This is a genomic window from Mycobacterium sp. SM3041 (assembly GCF_039668335.1).
Lineage (GTDB): Bacteria > Actinomycetota > Actinomycetes > Mycobacteriales > Mycobacteriaceae > Mycobacterium.
In genome coordinates, this window is sequence record NZ_JAYXBQ010000044.1 from 205,736 (window position 1) to 226,846 (window position 21,111).

A 21,111-nucleotide genomic window follows, 5' to 3' on the forward strand; every position below is an offset into this window, starting at 1 on the left:
CTCGGGGATACCCGTAGTGCCGGCGTCTACACCCGGGTTTAGCTTCCCACACCTGCGGGTATCGGGGAGGTCTCATGTGCACAGAAGAACTGGTTCAGCCTTTGCTACCGGACCCCCGTGGTCCCGTGTCCGATGTGGTGATAGGACTGCTCGGTGAGCGGTTGCCCACGCAGTACCTGACGCGGATACAGCTACCGCTCGGGAACGCGGATCCCTTCGGACTCGACCTGCAGCTGGCGCTGTATGTCTGCTATGAACTGCATTACCGGGGTTTTACGGACACCGACGAAAAGTGGGAATGGAATCCCGCCCTCCTCGATGTTCGCCATCGCATCGAGGAGCGGTTCCTGGCAGCGGTCCGGGAACTCGTCGGCGAGATCAGCCCGGACAGTACGGCGCACGCCGAGCTCGCCCGCTGCGACGCCGACCCTGTTGATGACTCGAGTCTGTCCGTCTATATCCAGGATCGGGCGACGTGGCCGCAGATGCAGGAGTACTTCGTCCACCGCTCGCTGTACCACCTGAAGGAAGCCGATCCGCAGTCGTGGGTCATTCCGCGGTTGACCGGTCGTGCGAAAGCCGCGTTCGTGGCAGTGGAATACGACGAATACGGCGGTCGTGGCGGCTACGCGACCATGCACCAGCGGCTGTTCGCCGATCTGCTCGACGCCGCGGAGCTGCGCAACGACTACCTGCACTACCTCGGCAATGCAACGGGCAGCACGCTGGCTGCGGTGAACCTCATGTCGATGTTCGGTCTGCACCGCCACCTGCGCGGCGCGGCCGTCGGCCACTTCGCCGCGACCGAACTGACCTCGTCGCCGGCGTCGCAGCGAATTGTCAAGGGCCTCAAGAGGCTTGGTGCTCCGCGACCGTGTGTCGACTTCTACCGCGAGCACGTCGAGGCCGACGCCGTTCATGAACAGGTGGTCCGCAAGGACGTCGTGGCGGACCTGTTGTCGCGCGAGCCGGGCCTGGAACTGGACGTCGTGTTCGGCATTCGGGCCTTCGACGCGGTCGAGGGGCGGCTGGCCGATCACATGTTGTCCAGCTGGGCGGCCGGGTGCACCTCGCTGCAGCACTGGCCCGTTTGACCGTCGGCGCACCGGGTAATCGGTGGGGGACGCGCTCACAGCCCGGGCGCGTCAGACGTTCTCACAGGAGGAAATATGGCTTCTCATGCCCTCAAATCCCCGTCAGACGTGATCGATCTCCTCACTGATCAGCACGAGCAGATCAAGTCACTGTTCACCGAAACCCTGGTGCTGGCCGGCGACGAGAGAGCGAGGTCGTTCCAGGATCTGCGCAGACTCCTCGCGGTGCACGAAACCGCAGAGGAAGAGATCGTCCATCCGCGGGCGAAGCAGAAGCTGCCCGGCGGCGAGAAGGTCGTCGATGCCCGACTGGAAGAGGAGCACGAGGCGAAAAAGCTGCTCTCCGAACTGGAGTCGCTCGATGTGGACAGCAAGGAATTCACCGCCAAGCTGACGAAACTCCGCGACGCGGTGATCGCGCACGCCGAGCATGAGGAGGCGGAAGAGTTCGCCAAGCTCGGAACGGAGCTTTCGCAGAAGGAGCTCGAGCGCATGGGCGAGATCGCCAAGCTCGCCGAAGCAGTTGCGCCGACCCGGCCGCACCCCGGCGTGGAGTCCCCGGCCGCGAACCTCATCGTCGGGCCGTTCGCCGCCATGCTGGACCGGGTCCGGGACGTGATCTCGAGCGCCCGCTGAGTCCGATGATCCAGCTGCTGCAGGAACTGTTACTGGCGTACGGGCCCTGTGGCCAGGAAGACGCCGTCCGCGATATCTGCCTGCGGGAGCTGGCACCCCTGGTCGACAGCGCCTGGATCGACCGGGCGGGCAACGTCGTGGGGCGGGTGTCCTCGTCGCAGAGTGATGAGGAGCACCCGCCCATCCGCGTGATGGCGCACATGGACGAACTGTCCATGCTCGTGAAGCGGGTGCAGCCCGACGGCAGAGTGCGATTGACGCCGCTGGGCACGATGTACCCGGCGAACTTCGGCCTCGGGCCGGTGCTGATGCTCGGTGACCGCGAGCACGTATGCGGTGTTCTCACAGTGGGCTCCGAACACACCACGCAGGAAAGCCCGCAGATCTGGCAGACCAAACCCGACGGTGGCGACCGGGCTCTGAACTGGTCGGACGTGTACGTGTTCACCGGCCGCACGCCGGAGCAGTTGACCGAGGCCGGCATCCGGCCCGGAACCCGCGTGTGCGTCCACCGAAGCAAACGGGAACTCGTCGAGATCGACGACTATCTCGGGTCCTACTTCATGGACGACAGAGCGCTGCTGGTTGTTCTGCTGACGGCGGCTCGTGAGTTGCGGCAGCGGGCCGAACCACCGCCCCAGGACGTGTATTTCGTGTGCACGGTGAGTGAGGAGGTCGGTGGCCTCGGCGGCTCGTACGCCAGCCGGGCTCTGCCCGGTGAATTGATCCTGGCGCTGGAGGTCGGGCCGACCGAAGGCGAATACGGCACCACCGTCACGCGCGGACCCATCGTCGGTTACAGCGACGCGCAGTGCGTCTACGACAAGGCGGTCGCCGACCGGCTGGTGGACGTGGCGACCGCGTTGGGCGCCGATCCGCAACCGGCGGTGCTGGGTGCGTTCGAATCCGATGCGTCGCACGCCAAGTCGAACGGGCACGCGGCCGCAGCCGGGCTGCTGTGCCTGCCCACACTGAGCACCCACGGCTACGAGGTGGTGCCGCGCGCCGGCATCGACACACTCTCCGCCGTGTTGGTGGAGTTTCTGGCGAATCCGGTCCCGTTTGGCGCGGACTCGTCGCGGGTAATCAGGGCTACCTCGGGAAAGGACGCGTCATGACTGCCTCCGACAATGCCGACGCCGACGTGATGCCGTCGGGCGTCACCGGCAAAGTGTCCATGTTCGACCGATTCGCCACCAACACGGCCGAAATCGTTTCGCGCGCTTGGTTCTTCCTGGCGTGCGTTCTGCTCGTGGTCCTCTGGGCGCCGACATTCGCCTTCATGACCGTCGACACGTGGCAATTGGTCATCAACACGATCACGACGATCATCACGTTCCTGCTGGTGGCCCTGCTGCAGAACACCGAACGACGCGCCGGTGACGCGCTTCAGCACAAGCTCAATGCCATCGCCGACGCGCTGGCGGATGTGATGCACCACATGGGCAACGAGAGCGAGGGCCTCCGCGACGACGAGAAGGAACTGCGGGAGGCCGTCGGTCTCGAAGAACGCGAAAGCACCGGCTGACGATGACTGCGGTCAAGTCCGGTGCCCGCGCTCTGGACACCGTCACCGATTGGGCCGGTTCCCTGCGTACCGGCGTCGCTGTGTTCGCCGTGGTCGCCGCGGCACTGCTGACCGGCATCATCGCCGGCTTCCCGTCGTGGTGGCAGACCGCCGTGTACGCCACCAATGCGCTGGTGGCACTGGTGATGCTCTTCGTCATTCAGCACACCACCAACCGGCAGACCGGCGCGATACTGCTCAAACTCGATGAACTGATTCTCACGTCGTCGACAGCCCGGGACGACGTCATCGACGCCGAACGCCGGGACACCGCCGAGCAGGAGAAACTGCACGACCGCCTGCACCACTGATCGTCACCGGCCCACATGCGACTCGGTGCGCATCCGTTCGGTCATGTGCGGGTAGTGCAGCTCGAAAGCCGGCCGCTCCGAACGGATTCGGGGCAGCTCGGTGAAGTTGTGCCGCGGCGGCGGGCAGGTCGTCGCCCACTCGAGCGAGTTGCCGTAACCCCACGGGTCGTCGACGACGACGGGTTCGCCGTAACGCCAGCTCTTGAACACGTTCCAGACGAACGGGAGCACCGAAACGCCGAGGATGAAGGACCCGATGGTGGAGACCAGATTGAGCGTGTCGAAGCCATCGCCGGGCAGGTAGTCCGCGTAGCGGCGGGGCATGCCCGCATCGCCCAGCCAGTGCTGCACGAGGAACGTGGTGTGGAAGCCGATGAAGGTCAGCCAGAAGTGCAGCTTGCCGAGGCGCTCGTCGAGCAGCCGTCCACATATCTTGGGGAACCAGAAGTAGATGCCGGCGTAGGTGGCGAACACGATGGTGCCGAACAGCACGTAATGGAAATGCGCCACAACGAAATACGAATCCGTGACGTGGAAGTCGAGTGGCGGGCTGGCAAGCAGGACGCCGGAGAGTCCGCCCAACAGGAAGGTGACGAGGAAGCCCACCGAGAACAGCATCGGCGTCTCGAAGGTCAGTTGTCCCTTCCACATGGTGCCGATCCAGTTCCAGAATTTGATGCCGGTGGGCACCGCGATCAGGAAGGTCATGAACGAGAAGAACGGCAGCAGCACCGCACCCGTGGCGAACATGTGGTGTGCCCATACCGCGACCGACAGCACGGTGATGGCCCAGGTGGCGTAAACCAGTGTGGTGTAACCGAATATCGGCTTGCGGGAGAACACCGGGATGATCTCGGTGACGATGCCGAAGAACGGCAGCGCCACGATATAGACCTCGGGGTGCCCGAAGAACCAGAAGAGGTGTTGCCACAGGATCGCGCCGCCGTTGGCGGGGTCGTAGATGTGCGCCCCGAGGTGACGCTGCGCGAGCAGGCCGAACAGGGCCGCGGTCAGGATCGGGAAGGCGAGGAGGATCAGCACGCCGGTGGCGACGATGTTCCAGGTGAAGATGGGCATGCGAAACATGGTCATTCCGGGGCAGCGCATGCAGACCACGGTGGTGATCATGTTGACCGCACCGAGGATGGTGCCGAGGCCCGAGACGATCAGGCCCACGGCCCACAGGTCGCCGCCGGACCCGGGCGAGCGGACGACGTCGGACAGCGGCGTGTAGCCCGTCCACCCGAAATCCGCCGCACCGCCGGGCACGACGAATCCGGCGAGCACGAGCAGTCCACCGAACAGGAACAGCCAGAACGACAGCGCGTTGAGCCGGGGGAAGGCGACGTCGGGTGCGCCGATCTGCAAGGGCAGCACCAGATTTGCGAAACCGAACACCACAGGGGTCGCATACAACAGCAGCATCAAGGTGCCGTGCACCGTGAACAGTTGGTTGTACTGCTCGTTGGACAAGAACTGCAGACCGGGCATGGCGAGTTCGGTGCGCATCAGCAGGGCCATGATCCCGCCACTGAAGAAGAACGCGAACGACGCGGCCAGGTACATCTGGCCGATCAGCTTGTGGTCGGTCGTGCTGACGAGGCCGTACAGGACAGCGCCCAGACGCTTTCGGCGCGCCGGGAACGGCCGCCCAGGCGTCAACGGCACTTCGACAGCGGTCACCCCGGGGCGGTACCCGGGGTGCACCGGTACTAAACGGTGTTTGCCCCGGACGCCGTACGGGTAGAGGCAGGCCATGAGCGAATTCACCATTCCAGGCCTGTCCGAAGAGCAGAGCAGCCGGATCCGGGACCTGCTGCAAATCCAGCTGAGCACGTACAACGACCTGCATCTGACGCTCAAGCACGTGCATTGGAATGTCGTGGGCCCCAACTTCATCGGCGTGCACGAGATGATCGATCCGCAGGTCGAGCTGGTGCGTGCTTACGCGGATCAGACGGCCGAGCGCATCGCGGCGCTCGGCGCGTCGCCCGACGGTACGCCGGGGGCGATTCTCAAGCACCGCACCTGGGACGACTACTCGATCGGCCGCGACACCGCGCAGGCGCACCTCGCTGCACTCGACCTGGTCTACGACGGCGTCATCAAGGACGCGCGCAAGGCCATCGGCGAACTCGACGAACTCGATCTGGTCACCCAGGACATGCTGATCGGCCAGGTTGCCGAACTGGAGAAGTTCCAGTGGTTCGTGCGAGCTCACCTGGAGTCTGCCGGCGGCAAGCTGGCCTCCGGTGGCGCGCACACCGAGCGTCAGGCCGCGGCTCAGGCGTAGGCCGACTCCTGGAATTCCGGTAGGACGTCGCGCTCCCAGGCGTCGAAGAAGCCGTCCATGTCCGGGCCGATCTGCTGGACGTAGATCTCGTCCACACCGGCATCGACGTACTTGCGCACCTGTGCGACGTGGGCGTCGATGTCGGGTCCGCACACGATCGCATCCGTCACGGCCTTGCGCGTCACCAGGCTCGCGGCGGACGCGAAATCCGTTGGCCGCGGCAGGATCTGATTGAGCTGTCCGGGTAGCTGGTCGGTGGCCCACAGGCGGTGCGCGGTGTCGGCCGCGAATTCCGGGTCCAGGTCCCAACACACCTTCATCCCGGCCTGCACCGGCCTACGCCCGCCGCCGGCCTCGCGGAAGAGCGCCACGAGATCGGCGTCGGGCATGGTGATGCAGTACCCGTCGCCGATCCGCCCGGCCAGCCGGGTTGCCTGCGGGCCGAACCCCGATATGTAGATCGGTATGCGGTGCTCCGGGAGGGTGTAGATGCGCGCGTCCTGGACGCGGTAGTAGCGCCCGTCATGGTTCACCACTTCGCCGCGGTGCAGCGTCCTGATGAGCGACACCGCCTCCGCGAGCCGGTCCAGTCGTTCGCCGGCAGAGGGCCAGGGGTCCCCGAGGATGTGCTCGTTCAGCGCCTCGCCGCTGCCGATGCCCAGCCGGAAGCCGCCCCGCAGCTGAACGGCGGCGGTGGCGGCGGCCTGCGCGATGATCGCGGGATGCATCCGGAACGTCGGGCAGGTGACGGCGGTGGTGACAGGCAGCGCCGTCACCTCGGACAGCGCGCCCAGAATGCCCCAGACGAACGGACTTTGGCCCTGTTCGTCGGTCCACGGGTGGAAATGGTCGGACACCCACAATGCGTGAAAACCGGCTTCCTCGGCTCGTCTGGCCTGAGCGATCAGGTTGTGCGGATCGAACTGCTCACAGCTGAGGAAGTAACCGATATGCGTCATGTGGGCCACGTACCCGGCAAGCCGGGCGGACAATCCCGGTAGCGAGTTACGATGACTTCGGCTCCCTGCCACCAACAACGACATGAGCGAAACCGACGGCGAAATCGCCGACTCCGAATCCTGGGACGTCGCTGCCGTGTTCAGCGGCGGCGCTGCGCAACATGTCGGCAGCTTCCAGTTCCATCTCGCCGAACAACGGTGGGTGTGGTCTGAAGAGGTGGCCCGCATGCACGGCTACGCGCTGGGGGAAGTGGAGCCCACCACCGAATTGCTGCTGAGTCACAAGCATCCTGACGACCGGGCCAAGGTCGCCGAGATTCTCGAGCGGGTGCAGACGGGCGGGTTGTTCAGCAGCCGGCACCGCATCGTCGATGCCGACGGCAAGGTCCACTGGGTCGTGGTGGTCAGCGACCGGATGACCGACGAGGACGGCGAGCTCACCGGCACCCACGGCTACTACATCGACGTCACCGCCGGCATCCAGTCCGATCTCACCGTGGCCATGGCCTCGGTGGTGGAATCGCGCGCCGTGATCGACCAGGCCAAGGGCATCCTCATGGCCGCCTACGGCATCGACGCCGACCGGGCCTTCGAGATTCTGAAGTGGCGGTCGCAAGCCACCCAGCTGAAGCTCAGGACCGTCGCAGCCCGCTTGCTGAATGCCGTGATTCGCGAGGGGCTGGCCCCCGAGACCGTCACCGCGATCGACCACCTGTTGCTCGTCGACGAACCCGGCGAGGCTTGACAAAGCGTCGAACAATTGTTCGAATGAGATGTGCGGTGGGACGGGCAGGCGGTGGCGCGGGCCGAAGCGGACGGCGCTCTACCGGGCCTGGAACGGCTCGGGTTGGTACGCAGCATCCGGGTCCCCAAGTTCGACGGCATCACATTTCATGAGGTGCTCTGCAAGTCGGCGCTGAACAAGGTGCCGGAAGCTTCGAATCTGCCGTTCCGGTACACCGTCAACGCCTACCGTGGCTGCTCGCACGCGTGCCGATACTGCTTCGCCCGGCCCACGCACGAGTATCTGGACTTCGACTCCGGAAATGATTTCGACCGTGAACTCGTGGTGAAGACGAATGTCGCGGAAGTGTTGCGGCGGGAGCTCTTTCGGCGTTCCTGGACGCGCGATGCGGTCGCACTGGGCACCAATACCGATCCCTATCAACGGGCCGAGGGCCGGTACGCGCTGATGCCGGGAATCATCGCGGCGCTGGCCGATTCCGGGACGCCGTTCTCGATCCTGACAAAGGGCACGCTGCTGCGCCGTGACCTGCCACTGATCGTCGACGCGGGTGCCCGGGTCGGGGTCAGCGTCGCGGTGTCGTTGGCGATGCTGGACCCCGATCTGCATCGGTCGGTCGAACCGGGGACTCCCACGCCGGCCGCGCGCTTGGAGCTCATCTCGGCGATCGCGGCGGCCGGGCTCGATTGCCATGTGATGGTGGCGCCGGTGCTGCCGTACCTGACCGACTCGCAGGCGCATCTGCAGGCGCTGCTGTCGCGGATCGCGGCGGCCGGCGCCACGGGTGTGACGGTCTTCGGACTGCACCTGCGCGGCGCGACGCGTGGCTGGTTCCTCGCGTGGCTGGGCTCGACGTATCCGGAACTGCTGCCCAGGTACCGCGAATTGTACGGGCGCGGTGCGTATCTCGGTCCGCAGTACCGCGAACAGCTGCGCAACCGGGTCGCGCCGCTGGTTGCCCGATATGGCCTCGGCAACGGGGCGAACAGACTTGACACCATGCGTACCGCCCCGGCGGCAGCGTCCGCCGGGGCGGTGCAGCCTGCGTTGTTCTGACTCAGGCGACCTGTAGGACCGCGGCGCCCGAGATTCGTCCGGCGGCCAGATCCCCGAGGGCGCGGTCCGCCTGGTCGAGGGGGTAGATCGGGGTAGTGACATCGATGTGATGGGTGCCGGCGAAGGCGAGGAACTCCCGGGCGTCGGCGCGGGTATTCGATGCCACCGAGCGCAGTTGGCGTTCCTGGAACAGGTGCCGTTGATAATTCAGTTCGGGGATGTCGCTGAGGTGGATGCCGGCGATCGCCAGGGTGCCGCCGCGGTCGAGGGCTTCGAGCGCCGGGAGCACCAGATCACCCACGGGCGCGAACAGGATCGCGGCGTCCAAGGCGACAGGTGGCCGCGCCATGGCGTCCTGAGCCGAGGCGGCACCGAGGTCGAGTGCGAGTCGCCGGGCAGCCTCGCCGCGGGTCATGACATGTACCTCGGCGCCCCGGGCGAGTGCCACCTGCGCGGTGATGTGGGCACTGCCGCCGAAGCCGTAGATTCCGAGCCGGCCACCGGCGGGTAGGTCGGCCCGGAGCAACGACCGGTAGCCGATGATGCCGGCGCACAGCAGCGGGGCGAGTTCGGCATCGGTGTATCTCGCGGGCAGCGGGTGCACGTAATCGGCTGGTGCCGTGACGAATTCGGCGTAGCCGCCGTCGGCGTCCCAGCCGGTGTAGCGAGAATGCGGGCACAGGTTCTCCGCGCCGCGGAGGCAGAATCGGCAGCTGCCGCAGGTGTGCCGCAGCCAGGCCACCCCGACGCGATCGCCGACGGCGAACTGCGCGTCGATGTGTTCGCCGACAGCCACCACCTCGCCCACCACTTCGTGGCCCGGGATGACGAACGGTCGGTGCACCGGCAGGTCGCCCTCGGCGACGTGCAGGTCCGTGCGGCACACGCCGCACGCCCGTACGGCGATGAGCACTTCGCCGTCACCGGGCGCCGGGACATCGACGGAGCCGAATTCGAGCGGACCATGTTCAATCGGCCCGGGCTCACCCACTCGCCATGCACGCATGGGGCCAGGCTACGTCGAGGTCAACCGGCCCGGACCTGAAAGACATCCGACAGCGGACGGCGCGGTGTCGGCGGTGGCACGTCGTCGAATTCGGGTGCGACGCCGATCCGCACCAGAACCTGCGGTAGCGCATGGCCCGTGAGTCCACTGATGATGTCGCGGGTGGCAGGGTGTTCGGTCACGTGCGTCAGGGTGCAACTCGCCAGCCCGGCGCCGGTGGCTTCGACGAGCACCGCCGACAACGTCTCGCCACATGCCAGGATGCCCTGCGGGGTGTCGTCGAGCGCCGAGATCACCACGATGGTGGCCTGGTCGTCTCCGATGTCCTGCCGCCGTTCCCTGATATGCGTCACCGGGAAGGTGCGTCCGACCTCGACGCGGTCGGATTCCGCGGCCGACACCAGTGCGCTGTGCGGAATTCCGGTGGTGGCCCCGAAAGGAGCTGTCCACCAGGCTAATTCAGCGTGATACGAGGTGTCGTACATGCGCAGCGACTCGGCGAGGTGGGAGGCTTCGGCGACTTTGTCGCGCTGCTGCGGCGTGATCAGGTCGACATGGGCGGGGCGGTCCTGAACTGCCAGTCGCAGCAGCATCTCGAACGCGGCCAGGTTCTCGATGGGGCCATAGGGCAGCCGGTCGGTGCGCCGACGCGCGACGGCGTCGGCGTCCCTGCGCTGCGCAGTTGTGATGCCGGCCGCCGGCCGGAACTCGATATCGGCCAGGTGGTGCCGGTTGTTCGGATTGGGAAAGCGGTCGACCAGGGTCTCCCAGCCGCGGGCCGCCATGACCACGCGTAGATGGTCCAGGGCCGCGCCGCAGCTCAGTATTGCCTGCCGGCCCGAGCTGTCGGTGTCCACCAGTTGGTCGGGATCGACAAACAGCCGCAAAGTGGTCGATTCCAGCACCCAGGTCCACGGCTGGCTGTTGTGGAACGACGGTGCGCGGCAGGCCGAATGAACTGCGTCCTCGATTTCCCCGAGTGCGACGGCGGTTTTCATCATGAGTCCACACTGCCCACCGCGGAACGGCTCAGACAGGGCCAGAAGTCATCAATTCTCCAACGCGCGCAGACAGAACGCATAGATGCGCTCGCTGCCGATCGGGGTGAGCTCGAGGCCCGGTCCCAGTGCGCGCAGTCGCAGGGCGCCGAAGATGGTCTGCATGACCAGAGCCGCGGTGGCCTCGACGTCGAGGCCGGGGGCAAAGGTGCCGTCGGCCATTCCGCGTTCGACGATGTCGACGATGAGCGCGTGCAACGGTGTCAGCACCCGGCCGTAGTCGTCCGGCATCGTTTCGGCCAGGCGATCGTGGTAGAAGGTGAGCCCGCGATTGATGCGGTCCTGGGTGCTCGACGCGGGCGGCACGCAGATGCGGTCGACCAGCTCACGCAGCGCGTCCGCGGGGCTCAGCTCGGCCGCCTCGGCCTGCCACGTGGTGGTGAACTCGGTCAGCATCGCGTCGATCAGCGCCAGCACCAGCTCGTCCTTGGTGGCGAAGTGCTGATAGAAGGCGCGCAACGACGTCTTCGAACGCTCCACGACCTGCAGCACCGTGAACTCCGTGCGGCCGGTCTCGCCGAGGATGTCGAGGGCCGAGCGCATGAACTGAGTCGCGCGCGCCTGCGCGTCGAGACTGTTGTTTGCCACCTCGGCGTTCGACTTCGCCATGGCGACTGAGGTTACCCGGTCAGATCTTGAGATAACCCTTGTCTGCCGGGATTTGCGCCGCCGTCACCAACGACGACGCGTCGCTCGCCAGCCACACCACGATGTCTGAGATCTGGTCCGGCTTGATGAGTGAATCCGTCGGCAGCGCGCCGGGGGAGAAGCTGTGGATGTACTGCGGATGGTCCTGCAGGACCTGGTACATCGACACGTCGTTGCCCATCGGGGTGTCGGTGCCGTACGGGTGTACCGAATTCACGCGGATGCCGTACTCACCCAGTTCGACGGCCAGCGCGTTGATCATGCCCACGACGCCGAACTTGCTGGCGCAGTAGTGCCCGCAACCGGGCACCGCCTTGATGCCGGCCGCCGAACTGGTGGCGATGATCGACCCACCGTTGCCGGCCGCGATCATCGCCGGCACCACGGCCCGGATGGTGTTCCACACGCCGGTCAGGTTGATGTCCAGGGTGTCCTGCCACTGCTGTGCGGAAATCTCCCAGAGTCGCCCCCAGTTCAGCACACCCGCATTGGCCACCACGATGTCCAGCCGGCCGAACTGCTCGAGGGTCTCGGCGACCACGCGCTGCTGGCCTTCGGCGTCCCGGACGTCGACCTGCTTGGCGTAGATCTTGCGGCCTTCACCTTCGACGAGGTTCACCGTCTCGGCCAGGTCCGCGGGAGTCGCGGGCTCGTAGCCGTTGGCCTCCGCCACGGGCGCGCAGGCGTCGATGGCGACGATGTCGGCACCGGCTCGCGCCAGCCGGACACAGTGCGAACGGCCCTGTCCGCGCGCCGCTCCGGTGACGAAAGCAACCTTGCCGGCCAACGGTTGATCGGTCATGCGCTGAGCTCCTCACTCCTCGTGGCGGTCTGGACGTCGCTGAACTCGTAGTCCGTCAGCGGTGACCGCCGCGCGAAAATCCTTGAGCCGGTGATGGTTTGCGGTCGGTAGTAGGGGGTTTCGTGCTGCGAGTTGACGAAGTAGGTGTTCAGTTCGGTCGCACGGGTGTAGTACGTGTGCGCGGTGCGCCCACGCCGGTCCATCAGGGCGTTCCACCTGTGGAACGCGTCATTGCTCACCGCGACGACAGGCGCCTCGGCCCGGCCGCGGGCCGCGTCGATCATCCGAACGGCGTGGGCGGCAACGGTTTCGACCCAGTCCATCCAGGCGAAGCCGACGAAGCCGAGCGGGCCGACGATCTCCCAGCGGTTGGGCAGCCGCGGGTGCGCAGTGCCGGCATAGGCGTGCAGTCCGTGGGCTCGGTAGTACTCGGCGAGGTCGAAACCGCCTGCGCCCAGGATGGTTCCGGGGCGGTACGTCTCCGGGTCGGTCCACAGTTCGTAGCCCGTGGCGGTGACCAGAAGGTCGGTCGGGTGGTCCACGCCGTCGACCGTGCGGACACCGTCGCGGGTGATCCGCTCGATGGGCGTGGTGATCAGGTGAGTATCCGGATGGTTGAGCGCCGGCAGGAACGAGCTGGAGATCACCGGGCGTTTGGCCATGATGCCGTACCGGGGGAGCAGTGCCTTGCGGGTTGCCGGGTCCTGCACGGTCGCCCGCAGCAGCAACCGGTACAGATTGCGGCTGTTGCCGTCGTACAGGGGCATGAGCTTGGTCAGCACCGTGCGGGGCAGCCGGGAGAAAATGTGGACGATCGGCACGACCATCGTGACGTCCATCAGCAGCCGGCCGAAGGTGTTGATCGCGCTGACGAAGCCAGGCACTCTGAACAGGCGTCGCAGCCACGGCGGGATGTCGAAGTCGATCTTGGGCAGTACCCACGCCGGAGTGCGTTGGTAGACATCGAGATTCGCGGCGACGCCGGACAACGCTGCGGTGATCTGCACGCCGCTGGATCCGGTGCCGATCACCGCGACGCGTTTGCCGCGCACGTCGTAGTCGTCGTCCCAGGCGTTCGGGCGCAGGATGGTGCCCTCGAAATCCTCGATGCCGTCGATGTCGACGACGTTCTTGGCGTTGACGTAACCGCCGACAGAGCTGATCAGGAACCGCGCCGTCAACTCCGGCTGGTTGCGGATGGACAGCCGCCACATGCCGGCGTCGTCGTCCCACTGCTGGCGCAGCACCTCCGAGTTCGCCCGCAGGTGAGGTCGCAGGCCGAGCTTGTCGGCGGTGTCACGCAGGTAGGCGTAGATTTCCGGACCCGGCGCGAAGAACCGGCTCCAGTCGGGGTTCGGCGCGAAGGACAGCTGGTACCACGGTGACGGGATGTCGACGGCGAGCCCTGGATAGTGATTGTCGCGCCAGGTGCCACCGAAGTCGTCGCCCCGGTCGACGATGACGAAGTCGTGAATCCCTTTCTGCTGCAAAAGGTGCGCGGAGGCGATACCGCCGGGCCCAGCGCCGATGATGACCACTTCGTGGTCGGGTGTGGTCATGGTGCCTCTCCGTTGAGTCCATTGATGATGTGGTCGGTGACGAAGCGCCGGATGGCGCGGGGGTTGTCGAGGTTGACCCCGATGGGTGGGAGCAGTTCGAAGCTCAGCAGCACCCGGACGATCCATTCGCCGGCGCGGGCCGGGTCGACGCCCGCGCCGATCTCGCCATCGCGTTGCGCGGCTTTGACGCGTGGCTTCCAGAGCTCGACGGCGCGCTTCATGAGGTCCTCGCCGATGTTGCGCAACAGCAGGACGACGATGCCCTCGTTGATGCCCTTCTGCGGCGCAGAGGGCGAGCTCTGCCGGTGCGCGCAGATCAGGACCGCGGCAGCGGCGACCTGGTCGGCCAGCGTGGACTGCTTGTCGATCTCGGCGGCCATGCCGTCGACGAACTTGGAGGCCAGGTGATCCAACGCGACGCTGATGGCGTGGTCGCGGCCGCCGAGCGCGTTGTACAGCGTGCCTCGCGAGACGCCGGCGGTTTCGGCGACGGCCGTGAGGCTGAATTGCCTTGGGCCCAAACGGTGGAGGGTCTCCGCGGTGGCTTCGAGTAGTGCCGGCGAGATGGTGCGCGGCGTCGGCGGCTTGGCGGGCATTTGCACACATTAACGAAATTTGTTCAAAGTGGTCAACGATTCGGGAAACCGATCTTGGCGGTGGGACTTGTCGGGGGCGGAGTGTAGATTCGAACGTATGAGCGAAAGGCTGGTGGTGGACCCTGACGCCGATGAGGCGGCGTTGTCGCGTCGTATGACTGAGCTCGAGCGGGTGAAGTCGGCCGCGGCGGCGGAGCAGGCGCGGCTGGCGGCGGCGTTGGAGGCCCGCCGGATCGCGGCGGCGCGGGCGGGTGGGCCGCGGGTGTCGCGGGCGGCGTTGGGCTCGGAGGTGGGGCTGGCGCGGCGGGAGTCGCCGCATCGGGGTGAGCGGTTGATGGTGATGGCCCGCATTCTGACCGCGGACATGCCGTGCACGCTGGCGGCGTTGGAATCCGGGGTGCTGTCGGAGCATCGGGCCGAGTTGATCACCAAAGAGGCGGCGTGCCTGTCGGTGTTGGATCGCCGGCTGCTGGATGTCGAGCTGTGCGGCGACCCGGCCCCGTTGGTCGGTTTGGGCAACGCCGAGGTGTCGGCGGAGGCCGCACGGATCGCCTATGAGCTGGATCAGCAGACCGTCCTGGAGAAGATGACGCGGGCACGGGCCTCTCGGCATGTGCGGTTCCGGGTGGCCGCTGACGGGATGATGTCGATGACGGTGCTGCTGCCCGCGGCTCAGGGGCAGTTGGTGCGCCAGACGCTCGCCCGGGAGGCGGCGTCGGCGGTGGCGGCGGGCTCGGAGCGTAGCCGTGCGCAGGTGATGGCCGATGTGGTGGTGGAGCGGGTCACGGGGCGCGATCCGGTGCGGTCGCCAGTGCCGGTGGCGGTGAATCTGGTGCTTTCGGATGAGACGCTGCTGACCGGGGGTGAGCAGCCGGCGCAGTTGGACGGGTACGGGCCCATTCCGGCGGCGCTGGCTCGCGACATGGTGTTGGCCGCGGCGGCCAAGGGCACGGCGGCGTTGCGGCGCCTGTATGCCCAGCCGGGCACGAACAAGCTGGTGGCGATGGAATCCACCTCCCGAACATTCCCGAAGGGCCTGGCGACGTTCATCGGGTTGCGCGATCAGCTGTGCCGGACGCCGTATTGCAACGCCCGGATTCGGCACACCGACCACGTCCGGCCGCACGCGCACCACGGGCCCACCAGCGCGCATAACGGGGATGGTCTGTGTGAGCACTGCAATTACGTCAAAGAGGAACCTGGCTGGCAGGCCGCGGCGACCTACGACCGGTTCGGGCGGCACACCATCGCGCTGACCACCCCATCGGGAGCGGTCTACACCTCCACGGCGCCGCCAATGCCGACCGGACTACAGGTCCTCACCCGCAGGGTCCATCTCGCGATCATCGACAAGGGATCGCGGCCCCGCGTGCTGCGTGACTAGCCCAGATCCTGCGCGTTGTACGTGTCGCACTGCTTGGGGTCACCGGTCTGGTAACCGGTGGTGAACCACTTCTGCCGTTCGGCGGACGACCCGTGCGTCCAGGACTCCGGGTTGACGCGTCCGGTGGCCTGCTTCTGGATGTGATCGTCACCGACCGACGAGGCCGCCGACAGCGCGTCGGCAATGTCCTTGTCGCTCAACGGCTGCAGGAACGGAACGCCGGTGCTCTTCTGCTTGACCGTCGACGCGTAGTGCGCCCACACGCCGGCGTAGCAGTCGGCCTGCAGCTCGGTGCGCACGCTGTTGCCCTCGGCGCCCTTCGGCCCGCGCTGGGCCTTGCCGATGTCGCCGAGCAGGTTCTGCACATGGTGGCCGAACTCGTGAGCCACCACGTATTCCTGTGCCAAAGGTCCACCGCTGGAACCGAATTCGTCGACCAGGGTCTGGAAGAAGCTGGTGTCGAAGTAGGCGACCTTGTCGCCGGGGCAGTAGAAGGGGCCCACAGAGGTGTCGGCCGGGCCGCATGCGGTGTTGACCTGCCCCCGGAACAGCCGGATCTTTGGCGGCGTGTAGCCCTTCAGCAGCTGCGACCACACGCCGTCCACCGAGTTGCCGGTGGCCACGATGCGGCACTCCAGGTACTTGTTGGCGTCCGCGCCGGTCTTGCACTTGCTCAGGTCGTAGGCGCTAGATCCCTGGCTGGACTGCGGCGCCTGGCTCTGGTGGCCGAGGATCGAACTGGGATCCACGCCGAGGAACATGGCGACGACCACGATCACCAAGCCGCCCATGCCGCCGCCGATCGCCAGACCCCGGCCGCCGAAGCCACCGCCCCCGCTGGTCGACGTGTTGCTCGTGTCGATCTGCATACCTTCGTTGAAGGACATCACCGCTCCGTCCGGGCCTCGAATACGACTGGATGTCAGCTTTCCACACTAGGATTCATGACGTGGCCGTCCAGCCCGAAACCATCGACCGTTCGACCATCGTTCACACCGTCGCGGGCGCCCTCAGGGGCACCACGGAAGGCGGTGTGTACGTCTGGCGGGGCGTCGGCTACGCCGAGCAGCCCGTCGGGCCGTTGCGTTTCCGCGCTCCGCAACCGCTGATCCCGTGGTCCGGCGTTCGCGACGCCATCGATCACGGACCCATCCCGCCGCAGGGCAAGTCGTTCGTCGGCGGCGGCCGCGACGACCCCAAGATGCGTGACGAGGCCTGCCTGACGGTCACCGTCTGGTCACCCGACGTGACGGCTGCGCTGCCGGTGATGGTGTGGATTCCCGGCGGCGCGTTCGTGTTCGGGGCCGGCCAGTTGCAGCTGTACAACGGGTCTCGGTTGGCGGCCAACGGCAATGTGGTGGTCGTCAACGTCACGTATCGGCTCGGCGTGTTCGGCGGCTTCGAACTCGGCGATCTGGGTCCCGGGTTCGACGACAACCTGTGTCTGCGGGACCAGATCGCGGCACTGCAATGGGTGCGCGACAACATCGCCGCGTTCGGCGGCGACCCCGACCAGGTCACCGTCTTCGGCGAATCCGCGGGGGCGACGTCGGTGCTGGCGCTGCTGGCCAGCCCCGCGGCCGACAGTCTGTTCGGCCGGGCCATCGCACAGAGCCCGGCGCTACCGCTCATCGCCGACCGTGAGACCCGGGCCCGCCAGGCGCACGAGTTCGTCCGCCGGTTGGACGTGCCCGTCGACGAGATCGTCGCGCTGCCGCAGCGCCAACTGCGTCGCGCCGCCGGCCAGCTGCAGGGGGAGAGTGCGGCCAACAGCCCCAAGCTGGCCTACGGACTGACCTACGGCGTCGACCTGCTGCCCGAGCATCCGGTGCTTGCCGCCCGGGCCGGGGCTGTCACCGAGATTCCGCTGATCGTCGGCACCAACAGCCGCGAGGCATCGATGTTCGCCTGGGGCCGGCCACCCATGCTGCCCACCACCGTGCCGATGGTCGACGACTATTTCGCACGTGTCGCCCCGGACGCCAAAGATGCTGTGCTGCAGGCCTATCCGAGCTATCCGCGGCGGCGGGCGCTCATCGCGATCGGCTCCGACGTCATGTTCGGCGCCCCGACATGGGCCTTCGCGGACGCCTACAGCGGGCACGCGCCGACGCACGTCTACCGGTTCGACCACACCACCTGGACGCTGAAAGTGCTGGGGCTCGGCGCGACGCACGGCAGCGAGATCGTGCACATCCAGCACAGCTACGGCTCGTACCTCGGCCGGATGCTGCATCCGCTCGGGCGTCAGGTGCAGCCGTCGGTCGGCCGGCGCATGCAGCGCACCTGGCTGGATTTCGCGACGGCGGCGCTGGCCAATTGGCCGACCTACGACACCGACCGTCGGGCCACGCGGGTCATCGGCTCGATGCGCGACGAGACCATCGATGACCCGGACCAGGCGCGCCGCGAAGTGTGGGAAGGGCTCTACGCGCCCTAGCTCGCGTCCCCGTAGCGCTCGTCGGTGTAGCGGCGCAGGTTGTGCAGGAACCGCTGGAACAGCCAGCCCATCATGGGGCCGCCGGCCCGCATGCCCAGCTCGCCGGCGAGGCCCTTGGGCTTCATCGCCATGACCCACGTCAGGTGACAGCCATCGGCGGTTTCCTCGACGGTGTAACCCTCGGCGAACGCCGACAGCATGTTTGAGGTGCTGGTGTTGAACCGGAACGCCATGTAGGAGAACGGTTCCCAGGCGATGAACTCCTCGTCGCCGACGATGTGGCCGCGCATGGTCACCGTGCGCGTGGTGCCTACGCCGTACGGTTTCGGGCTGGTCCACTCGACGTTGGTGATCAGCGTCGCCCAGCGCGGCCAGGACGTCTCATCCGAGAAGACCTCGAACAACTGCTCCGGCTTGACCGCCAGATCGACCTTGCTGACGAAGCGGAACGGTGCGCTGTCGATGAAGTCGACGCCGACGCGCTCGCACTGGTGGGTCTTCATGAGTAGACACCATAGAACAGGGTGTCTACTGGTTCACGGAGTCCAGACCATCAGGTCTTCCATGCCGTTGTTCATCGTCACCGTCGTGGGGGCCGGGCCGGTGACGTCGAAGTGGATCTTTCCGGTCGACTGCCCGCCCTGCGGAATGGTGGCGCCGCTGATGTTGACCGGGCTGGCCACCATCCACAGCACCCGGTACGCCGCCTGGTTCGGTGCAACAGCGTTGAACTGCGAGATGCCCGGGGTCACCGGGCCGCTCAGGGCGCGGACGGTGGCCGTGGCCTCCCACAGCTTTCCGGCGACCCGGTAGCCCGGCATGACATCGGAGCTCGGCTTGAGGTCCGAGACCTGCCAACTCAGCTGGACCTGACCGACGCTGTCCGTCATCGTCATGGCGCTACCCAGCTTGCCGACCAGCGGGTAACCGGCCGACGCGATCGGCGCGGTGGCGATACCGATGACCGAGAGAACCGCAACAGCTGTTCCGGTGACCTTCACTTCTGCCTCCTCGAAACGGTTTTTATCTGGCCCTGTCAATTACGGATTACCACTGAAAAGTGCTGATGGGAATAGGATGGGAGCTACGCGAAACCAGGCATCGAGGCGCGTCTTTCGTGATCGTTCAGAAGCGGGGCGCGCATTGGCCGGTCTGCTGACGGCGTACCGCGGCAGGCGCGATGTCGTCGTGCTCGGTCTGGCCCGCGGCGGTGTTCCTGTCGCTCGGGAAATCGCCCGTGCTCTCGACGCGCCGCTCGACGCGCTCATCATCCGCAAGCTGGGCGTCCCCGGTCATGAGGAGTATGCGATGGGCGCGATCGGCGTCGGCGGTCACGTCGTCGTCAATGAGGATGTGGTTGGGCCGCTGCAGATTTCACAGCAGACGCTGTCCGAGGTCGCGGAAGCCGAGGGGCGCGAGCTGCAGCGGCGGGAAACCGATTACCGCCAGGGGCGGCCACCGCCGAACGTCAAGGGGCGCACCGTGATCCTCGCCGACGACGGCATGGCCACCGGCGCCAGCATGCGCGTCGCCGCCGAAGTGGTGCGGGAGAGCGGGCCGCGGACCCTGGTGGTCGCGGTGCCCGTCGGTACGGAAGCGGCGTGCCGTCAGCTCATGGGAATCGCGGACGACGTGGTGTGTGCCGATATGCCGACGCCCTTTGCGGCGGTGGGGGAGTCGTACCGCGATTTCGGCCAGGTCGGCGACGACGAGGTGCGCCGACTGCTGAGCTAAGGATTGACGACGGTTTCGCCAGGCCCGGACTCGACGGTTTTGCCAAAGCCGATGGCGACGGCGTGGCTGTCCGGACCTTCGGCACTCACCGTGTTGGACGTGCCGAACGCCGCGGCGGTGCTGTCGTTCCCGTTCACTTCGACATCGTTGTACGAACCGTTTCCGGCCTCTGCCGCGCTGTTGTTCCCGTTCACCTGCACGCTGTTTCCGGAATCTGTCGATGCCAAGCCGGCCTTGGCGGAGCTGCCGTCGCCGTAGACCTGCGCGCTGCTGAAGTCGCCGAGGGCGTCGGCCGTGCTGTGATCTCCCTCGATCCAGGCGGTGGTGTGGTCGCCGATGGCGCTTGCCGTGTTGCTGTCGCCGACCACGTAGGCAGAGCTGTGGGGGCCAACCGTCGCCACATCGTTGCTGTTGCCGCTGACCGAGGCGCCACTGTCGACGCCGTCGGTGGATACGTCGTTGTGGTCGCCGGTGACTCGCACGGTGACGGTGTCGGTGTTCGTACTGCCGCTGCTGGTGACGTCGTTGTCCGAGCCCCGCACGACGACGACATTGCGGGCCCCGGTCGCGGCCACGGTGTTGTCGGATCCGATCAACGAGACGGTGCTGTCCAGGCCCGTGGCATCGACGGTGTTGCGGGAGCCGGTGACGGTCGCCTCGCTGTCGATACCGGAGGCGCGCACGGTGTTGTCGGACCCGCTGACGGTGGCCTCGCTGCCGGAACCGGAGGCCGTGACCGTGTTGTCGACTCCGGTGACGGTGGCCGTACTGCCGGCGCCGGAGGCAAGGACTCGGTTCCCCGATCCGCTTGCGGTGGCCGTGGCTCCGGTGCCGCTGGCAGTGACCTTGTTGCCCGAGCCGGCCAGGCAGGTTTCGCATGCGCGCGTGTTGATGATGGCGGTGGCGCCGTCGCCGCGGGCGATGGCCAGTGAGCCCTGGCCGCCCGAGGAGATCGCCGTCGCGTCGGATCCGCGGGCGATGGCCACCGAGCCCTTGCCGTCGGAGGTCGCGGTGGCGTCGCCCTTCTGCACCCGCGTTACGCCGTTGGTCGCCACGGCCATGTTCTGGCCTGGAGAGGTGGTGCCCGGCCCATCCGAGGTCGGCGAAGACGGAGCCGGCTTGGCCGAGGCCACGCCGGGTGCGACGGCCAGTCCGACGCCCAATGCCACCGCCAGCGCCCCGATTCGCCCGATGTGATTGGCATGAACCATGATCCGCCCCTT

22 protein-coding genes and 1 pseudogene are annotated in these 21,111 nt (G+C 66.8%); 11 read left to right on the forward strand and 12 right to left on the reverse strand.

Translation table 11 applies throughout. The features are described 5' to 3' along the window. Positions 1-74 precede the first annotated feature (74 nt). The 5 genes from VXD91_RS13215 (at position 75) to VXD91_RS13235 (ending at position 3,608) form a co-directional block, all read left to right on the forward strand. The gene (locus tag VXD91_RS13215; RefSeq protein WP_346415591.1) at positions 75-1,094 is read left to right on the forward strand and encodes an iron-containing redox enzyme family protein; all 1,020 of its coding nucleotides are present in this window, start codon (positions 75-77) and stop codon (positions 1,092-1,094) included. 75 nt (positions 1,095-1,169) lie between these two features. Next, positions 1,170-1,730 (forward strand): hemerythrin domain-containing protein, encoded by a 561-nt coding sequence (locus tag VXD91_RS13220; protein ID WP_346415592.1) that lies wholly within the window; start codon positions 1,170-1,172, stop codon positions 1,728-1,730. A gap of 5 nt (positions 1,731-1,735) precedes the next feature. Then, entirely contained in the window at positions 1,736-2,848 is a 1,113-nt protein-coding gene (locus VXD91_RS13225) for a M20/M25/M40 family metallo-hydrolase (protein WP_346415593.1), read from the forward strand. Further along, positions 2,845-3,258, forward strand: a complete 414-nt coding sequence (locus tag VXD91_RS13230) for a low affinity iron permease family protein (RefSeq protein ID WP_346415594.1) — start codon at positions 2,845-2,847, stop codon at positions 3,256-3,258. Before VXD91_RS13225 ends, VXD91_RS13230 begins: the two co-directional genes overlap by 4 nt. Positions 3,259-3,260: 2 nt before the next feature. Beyond that, positions 3,261-3,608 carry a low affinity iron permease family protein gene (locus VXD91_RS13235; RefSeq protein ID WP_346415596.1) on the forward strand — a complete coding sequence of 116 codons (348 nt, stop codon included), beginning with the start codon at positions 3,261-3,263 and terminating at the stop codon, positions 3,606-3,608. A 3-nt stretch (positions 3,609-3,611) separates the two neighbouring features. Here VXD91_RS13235 and ctaD read toward each other — a convergent pair whose 3' ends face one another. Then, entirely contained in the window at positions 3,612-5,291 is a 1,680-nt protein-coding gene (gene ctaD / locus VXD91_RS13240) for a cytochrome c oxidase subunit I (protein WP_346415597.1), read from the reverse strand. Positions 5,292-5,364: 73 nt separating this feature from the next. Between ctaD and VXD91_RS13245 the strand changes: the two genes are divergently transcribed. After that, positions 5,365-5,901, forward strand: a complete 537-nt coding sequence (locus VXD91_RS13245) for a DNA starvation/stationary phase protection protein (protein WP_346415598.1) — start codon at positions 5,365-5,367, stop codon at positions 5,899-5,901. On the opposite strand, the gene VXD91_RS13250 is transcribed toward VXD91_RS13245, so the two are convergent. Beyond that, positions 5,892-6,860, reverse strand: coding sequence for a TIGR03557 family F420-dependent LLM class oxidoreductase (locus VXD91_RS13250; RefSeq protein ID WP_346415599.1), 969 nt, complete (start codon positions 6,858-6,860; stop codon positions 5,892-5,894). The genes VXD91_RS13245 and VXD91_RS13250 overlap by 10 nt on opposite strands. Positions 6,861-6,942: 82 nt before the next feature. Here VXD91_RS13250 and VXD91_RS13255 point away from each other — a divergent pair, with 82 nt between their 5' ends. Continuing rightward, positions 6,943-7,605, forward strand: a complete 663-nt coding sequence (locus VXD91_RS13255; RefSeq protein WP_346415601.1) for a PAS and ANTAR domain-containing protein — start codon at positions 6,943-6,945, stop codon at positions 7,603-7,605. Positions 7,606-7,635: 30 nt separating this feature from the next. Next, positions 7,636-8,661, forward strand: coding sequence for an Rv2578c family radical SAM protein (locus VXD91_RS13260; protein WP_346415602.1), 1,026 nt, complete (start codon positions 7,636-7,638; stop codon positions 8,659-8,661). A gap of 1 nt (position 8,662) precedes the next feature. Here VXD91_RS13260 and VXD91_RS13265 read toward each other — a convergent pair whose 3' ends face one another. The 6 genes from VXD91_RS13265 to VXD91_RS13290 are packed head-to-tail and all read right to left on the reverse strand — an operon-like array spanning position 8,663 to position 14,330. Further along, complete coding sequence (locus tag VXD91_RS13265) at positions 8,663-9,667, reverse strand: zinc-binding alcohol dehydrogenase family protein (RefSeq protein WP_346415603.1); 1,005 nt, start codon at positions 9,665-9,667, stop codon at positions 8,663-8,665. 20 nt (positions 9,668-9,687) lie between these two features. Continuing rightward, entirely contained in the window at positions 9,688-10,668 is a 981-nt protein-coding gene (locus VXD91_RS13270; protein ID WP_212811602.1) for an NAD(P)H nitroreductase, read from the reverse strand. Between the two features lie 48 nt (positions 10,669-10,716). Further along, entirely contained in the window at positions 10,717-11,334 is a 618-nt protein-coding gene (locus tag VXD91_RS13275; RefSeq protein ID WP_212811601.1) for a TetR/AcrR family transcriptional regulator, read from the reverse strand. 19 nt (positions 11,335-11,353) lie between these two features. Then, positions 11,354-12,175, reverse strand: a complete 822-nt coding sequence (locus tag VXD91_RS13280) for a mycofactocin-coupled SDR family oxidoreductase (RefSeq protein ID WP_346415604.1) — start codon at positions 12,173-12,175, stop codon at positions 11,354-11,356. Continuing rightward, entirely contained in the window at positions 12,172-13,734 is a 1,563-nt protein-coding gene (locus VXD91_RS13285; RefSeq protein ID WP_346415605.1) for an NAD(P)/FAD-dependent oxidoreductase, read from the reverse strand. Before VXD91_RS13285 ends, VXD91_RS13280 begins: the two co-directional genes overlap by 4 nt. Continuing rightward, entirely contained in the window at positions 13,731-14,330 is a 600-nt protein-coding gene (locus VXD91_RS13290) for a TetR/AcrR family transcriptional regulator (protein ID WP_346415607.1), read from the reverse strand. Before VXD91_RS13290 ends, VXD91_RS13285 begins: the two co-directional genes overlap by 4 nt. Before the next feature lie 97 nt (positions 14,331-14,427). Here VXD91_RS13290 and VXD91_RS13295 point away from each other — a divergent pair, with 97 nt between their 5' ends. After that, a complete protein-coding gene (locus VXD91_RS13295; protein WP_346415608.1) occupies positions 14,428-15,714 on the forward strand; it encodes a DUF222 domain-containing protein in 1,287 nt (428 codons plus the stop codon). Here the strand turns inward: VXD91_RS13295 and VXD91_RS13300 are convergent. Continuing rightward, complete coding sequence (locus VXD91_RS13300; protein WP_212811596.1) at positions 15,711-16,601, reverse strand: neutral zinc metallopeptidase; 891 nt, start codon at positions 16,599-16,601, stop codon at positions 15,711-15,713. The two genes, VXD91_RS13295 and VXD91_RS13300, sit on opposite strands and share 4 nt — an antisense overlap. A gap of 32 nt (positions 16,602-16,633) precedes the next feature. Between VXD91_RS13300 and VXD91_RS13305 the strand changes: the two genes are divergently transcribed. Next, positions 16,634-18,154: a carboxylesterase/lipase family protein gene (locus VXD91_RS13305; protein ID WP_346415609.1), complete on the forward strand. Its 1,521-nt coding sequence runs from the start codon at positions 16,634-16,636 to the stop codon at positions 18,152-18,154. Here the strand turns inward: VXD91_RS13305 and VXD91_RS13310 are convergent. Next, a complete protein-coding gene (locus tag VXD91_RS13310; RefSeq protein ID WP_346415610.1) occupies positions 18,151-18,657 on the reverse strand; it encodes an SRPBCC family protein in 507 nt (168 codons plus the stop codon). The genes VXD91_RS13305 and VXD91_RS13310 overlap by 4 nt on opposite strands. A 33-nt stretch (positions 18,658-18,690) precedes the next feature. After that, positions 18,691-19,155 carry an MPT63 family protein gene (locus VXD91_RS13315; protein ID WP_346415611.1) on the reverse strand — a complete coding sequence of 155 codons (465 nt, stop codon included), beginning with the start codon at positions 19,153-19,155 and terminating at the stop codon, positions 18,691-18,693. A 76-nt stretch (positions 19,156-19,231) separates the two neighbouring features. Between VXD91_RS13315 and VXD91_RS13320 the strand changes: the two are divergent. Beyond that, a pseudogene (locus tag VXD91_RS13320) lies at positions 19,232-19,885 on the forward strand (phosphoribosyltransferase); the annotation flags it as partial. Here the strand turns inward: VXD91_RS13320 and VXD91_RS13325 are convergent. Further along, positions 19,885-21,099 carry a DUF3060 domain-containing protein gene (locus tag VXD91_RS13325; protein WP_346415612.1) on the reverse strand — a complete coding sequence of 405 codons (1,215 nt, stop codon included), beginning with the start codon at positions 21,097-21,099 and terminating at the stop codon, positions 19,885-19,887. The pseudogene VXD91_RS13320 and the gene VXD91_RS13325 overlap by 1 nt on opposite strands. Positions 21,100-21,111 lie beyond the last annotated feature (12 nt).